The sequence below is a fragment of the Bradyrhizobium sp. 23 genome (assembly GCF_023073295.1).
Lineage (GTDB): Bacteria > Pseudomonadota > Alphaproteobacteria > Rhizobiales > Xanthobacteraceae > Bradyrhizobium > Bradyrhizobium canariense_D.
In genome coordinates, this window is sequence record NZ_JADPJF010000022.1 from 52216 (window position 1) to 56820 (window position 4605).

General features: G+C 66.0%; 4 protein-coding genes. All 4 read left to right on the forward strand.

Annotated elements, in window-relative coordinates:
* Positions 1–415 (forward strand): O-antigen ligase family protein (locus IVB32_RS03345; protein ID WP_247409792.1); only part of this gene is annotated, 415 nt, incomplete at its 5' end.
* A gap of 109 nt (positions 416–524) precedes the next feature.
* Positions 525–2438, forward strand: a complete 1914-nt coding sequence (locus tag IVB32_RS03350) for an SDR family NAD(P)-dependent oxidoreductase (RefSeq protein ID WP_247409794.1) — start codon at positions 525–527, stop codon at positions 2436–2438.
* A 2-nt stretch (positions 2439–2440) separates the two neighbouring features.
* Positions 2441–3661 carry a glycosyltransferase family 4 protein gene (locus IVB32_RS03355; protein ID WP_247409796.1) on the forward strand — a complete coding sequence of 407 codons (1221 nt, stop codon included), beginning with the start codon at positions 2441–2443 and terminating at the stop codon, positions 3659–3661.
* Positions 3658–4605: an NAD-dependent epimerase/dehydratase family protein gene (locus tag IVB32_RS03360; RefSeq protein ID WP_247409799.1), complete on the forward strand. Its 948-nt coding sequence runs from the start codon at positions 3658–3660 to the stop codon at positions 4603–4605. The genes IVB32_RS03355 and IVB32_RS03360 overlap by 4 nt, the downstream gene beginning before the upstream one ends.

Sequence of the window (4605 nt, forward strand, 5' to 3'; positions counted from 1 at the left end):
GCGAAAATCCCTCGGCTTCTTCGCGGAGGCGCCGGTCAAGGGGCACGGCACGGGCTCGACGCGCGGATTGTTCGAACGTGCCGCGACGCCGGGGGATGCTCAGTATCAGGCGTCCGCCGAGGTGATCGGCAACCCGCATAACCAGACGCTGAACGTGGCCGTGCAATGGGGCATCATCGGGGTCGCCGCTCTCTACGCCATCTGGATCCTGCATCTGCTGTTGTTTCGCGGCGACGGGCTCGCAAACTGGGTCGGCCTCCTGGTCGTGGTCCAGAACGTCTTCACCTCGCTGTTCAACTCCCATCTGTTCGACTTCCACGAGGGCTGGATGTACGTCATCGGCGTCGGCGTTGCCGGCGGCATGGTGATCCGGGCCCAGCAGGCCGGGGCGAAAGCGGCGGAAGCAGGTTCCTGAACGGCCGGCCGGATGGCAAACCTTGACTGACAAGCCTTGACTGGCATGTCCGGCCGAGATGGGTTATCAGCGCGATCAGGTTGCATCTAACTGGATTTTCGGTCAGCGGATGACGCGTCTTTCGCATCTCACCTTGCGCAATTTCATGATCGCGCTCCACGACCTGCTGGCGACCGCCGCGGCGCTGTTCGCCGCCTTCTATTTGCGCTTCGAGGGCGGCGACGGCTTCTTCGACCGCCTGCCGCTGCTGATTCAGATCCTGCCCTATTTTCTCGCCTTCAGCGTGGTCGTGTTCTTCGTCTTCAACTTGACCACGACGAAATGGCGCTTCATCTCGCTGCCCGACGCGCTGAACATCATCCGCGTCGCGACCGTGCTGACGGTTGCGCTCCTGGCGCTCGACTACATCTTCGTCGCCCCCAACGTCCGTGGCGCCTTCTTCCTCGGCAAGGTGACCATCGTCCTCTATTGGTTCCTCGAGATCTCCTTCCTCAGCGCGTTGCGCATGGCCTACCGCTATTTCCGCTATACGCGGGTTCGGCGTCACGCCCGCACCGGAGATGCCGCGCCGACGCTGCTGATCGGCCGCGCCGCGGATGCCGAGGTGCTGTTGCGCGGAATCGAGAGCGGGGCGATCAAGCGCATCTGGCCGGTCGGCGTGCTGTCGCCGTCGAGTTCCGATCGCGGCCAGTTCATCCGCAACGTCCCGGTTCTGGGCGGCGTCGACGACATCGAGGATGTCATCGCCGACTTCACGAAGCGCGGCAAGGGGATCGCGCGCGTCGTGATGACGCCGACGGCATTCGAGCCGGAGGCCCATCCCGAATCGATCCTGATGCGGGCGCGCAAGCTCGGCGTGATCGTGAGCCGCATGCCCTCGCTCGAGAGCGGCGATACGCCACGGCTCACGGCCGTCGCCGTCGAGGACCTGCTGCTGCGGCCGAGCGAAAAGATCGACTATGCGCGGCTCGAGGCCCTGATCGAGGGCAAGGCGGTGATCGTCACCGGTGGAGGCGGCTCGATCGGTTCCGAGATCTGCGAGCGTGTCGTCGCGTTCGGCGCCGCGCGCCTTCTGATCGTGGAAAATTCCGAGCCGGCGCTCTACGCGATCACGGAGACGCTCGCGGCGCTCGGCACTGCTGCTTCGATCGAAGGGCGGATCGCTGACATCCGCGACCGTGAGCGCATCATGCGCCTGATGGCCGAGTTCAAGCCGGACATCGTGTTCCATGCCGCCGCGCTCAAGCACGTGCCGATCCTCGAGCGCGACTGGAGCGAGGGCGTCAAGACCAACATCTTCGGCTCGATCAACGTTGCCGATGCCGCGCACAGCGCCGGCGCCGAAGCCATGGTGATGATCTCGACCGACAAGGCGATCGAGCCGGTGTCGATGCTCGGCCTGACCAAGCGCTTCGCCGAGATGTATTGCCAGGCGCTCGACCATGATCTTGCGGCGGGTCACGGCGGCGCCAGGCGGTCGATGCGGCTGATCTCGGTCCGGTTCGGTAACGTACTCGCGTCGAACGGCTCGGTGGTGCCGAAGTTCAAGGCCCAGATCGATGCCGGCGGTCCCGTGACGGTCACGCACCCCGACATGGTCCGCTACTTCATGACCATCCGCGAGGCCTGCGATCTCGTCATCACGGCGGCAACGCATGCGCTCGGAACGCAGCGCTCGGACGTGTCCGTCTACGTGCTCAACATGGGCCAGCCGGTGAAGATCGTCGATCTCGCCGAGCGCATGATCCGTCTCTCGGGCCTGCAACCCGGCTACGACATCGAAATCGTGTTCACGGGCATGCGGCCCGGCGAACGCCTGCACGAAATCCTGTTCGCCTCCGAGGAGCCGACCCGCGAGATCGGCGTCGCCGGCATCATGGCCGCGCAGCCGAACGAGCCGCCGATGCAGACGCTGCGCAAATGGATTGCGGCGCTGGAGCAGGCGATCGCGCGCGACGATCGGGCCACCATCAGGACCATCCTGAAGGACGCGATTCCGGAATTCGGGTCGACCGCGGCCTGATCATGCAGCCTCGAGGCAAGATCGTCGTGGCGAGCCAGCATTACCCGCCTGATCCGAGCACGACCGCGGCGATCATGGCCGAGATCGCCTGCCGCATCGCCGGGGATCACGAGGTCGTGGTGCTGTCGGGCTCACCGGGCGCGTTGCCGGCCTCGCAGACCGGCCCGGGCAAGCCGCGGGTCGTCGCCGTCAAGAACCGGATGGCGGGCAAGGCGGCGCTGGTGCGGCGCGGCGCCTCCGAGCTGCTGTTCGCGGTGCGCACGTTCCTGGCGTTGACACGGGAGCTGAGGCGAGGCGACGTCGTGCTCACCGTCACCGCACCGTTCATGCTGCCTTACGCGGTCGCGGCGGCGGCGAGGCTGAAGGGTGCGCGTTCGGCGCTGATCATGCACGACCTCTTCCCGGACGTGCTGGTGATGGCGGGCCTGCTGAAGCCCGGTTCGATCGTGGCCATGACGATGCGTGTCGCCAACAGTCTGATGTTCCGCGCGCTCAATGCCGTCATCACCATCGGCCGCGATGCGGAACGGCCGCTGCTGAGCTATTCCGGCATGACGCGAAACAAGATCCGCTTCATCCCGAACTGGGCGACGCTCGTGGCCGCACCCCGGCCGGTGACGGCGGATAATCCGTTCCGCAAAGCGCTCTCGGCGGATTTCGTTGTCGGCCTGTCGGGCAATCTTGGCTTCACCCATGATCCGGAGATCGTGTTCGAGGCGGCGCGCCTTTTAAGGGCCGAGCCTGGCATCCATTTCCTGCTCTCTGGCTGGGGCATCGGATTCGAGCGGTTGAAGCAGTTGCAGACTGAGGCGAACTTGCCCAATGTCTCCTTCGTGGGACGGGTCGAGGATGCCGAGCTCGAACCATTCCTGGCGGCTGCCAATCTCTGGATCATTCCGTACCGGAAGGACGTTGCGGGGGTGTCGGTGCCGAGCCGGTTCTACAATCTGCTGGCGGTCGGCCGTCCCGTGGTGCTGGTCTCCGAACCGGAGGCCGAGGCCGCGTTGACCGTGGTGGAGAACGGGCTGGGCTGGGTCGTGACGCCGGGCCGTGCCGATCAACTGGCCGAGGCGATCCGCGCGGCGTCTCGCTCCGACGGTGTCGCCTTTGCGGAGCGTGCGGTGAAGGCGGCGGCGAAGTTCGATCGCGCCACCGCGATGAACGCCTATGCCGCCCTGGCCGACGAATTGTTGCGCAACCCCGAACTGCCGGAGCAACGATGAACGAGCGCAAGCCAGTCGTGCTGGTGACGGGGCGAGCGGTTTCGTCGGCCGTCATGTCGTGCCCGCGCTGGCGCGCGAGGGCTGGTCGATCCGCCGCGCGGCGCGCTTGGCCGGAAGGCATCGACGACGAGGTCGTGATCGAAACGATCGGCCCCGAAACCGACTGGCAGGCCGCGCTTGAAGGCGTCGACGCCGTCATTCATCTCGCCGCGCGGGTGCATCACAAGCACGAGGAGCACGCGGTCCAGCTCTATCGCAACGTCAACATTGCCGGCACGCTGCACCTGGCGGGTAGCGCGGCGACGGCCGGGGTGCGCCAGTTCATCTTCATCAGCACCGTTCTCGTGCACGGTCGCACCAATGACGGCCGCGCGCCGTTCAGCGAGGACGACGTCCTGACGCCGCGCGGTCTCTACGGCATGTCCAAGGCCGCGGCCGAAGCGGGCTTGAAGACGCTGGCGCGCGACAGCGCCATGAAGATCTCGGTGATCAGGCCGCCGCTGGTCTATGGTGCGGGCGCCAAGGGCAATTTCGCGCTGCTGACGCGTGCGGTGAGTTTGGGGTTGCCGCTGCCCTTTGCCGCCATCCGCAATCACCGCGCCTTCCTCGCCGTGCAGAATCTGTCGTCGTTCATCCAGCGCCGGCTCGCCCATCCCGACCCCGCCAGCAATTTCGAGGTCTTCCTGGTGGCTGACAGGGAACAGGTCTCGACGCCCGAGTTCATCGAGCGCCTGGCCCATGCATCCGGCAAGAACCCCCGGCTGTTCGGCATGCCGCCCGACCTGCTCAGCAAGCTTCTCATCGTGATGGGGCGGCAGGAAACGCATGACAGCCTGATCGGCTCGCTCGAGCTCAACGTCTCCAAGGCGATCGCGACCGGGTGGCAGCCACAAGTCACTCTGGACAAGGGCTTGCGGCTTGCGCTGTTGGCTCAGGACAGCTGA

Coding starts and splice junctions, on each gene's coding strand:
- IVB32_RS03350 (WP_247409794.1), top strand. CDS start 525: ATGACGCGTCTTTCGCATCTCACCTTGCGCAATTTCATGATCGCGCTC.
- IVB32_RS03355 (WP_247409796.1), top strand. CDS start 2,441: ATGCAGCCTCGAGGCAAGATCGTCGTGGCGAGCCAGCATTACCCGCCT.
- IVB32_RS03360 (WP_247409799.1), top strand. CDS start 3,658: ATGAACGAGCGCAAGCCAGTCGTGCTGGTGACGGGGCGAGCGGTTTCG.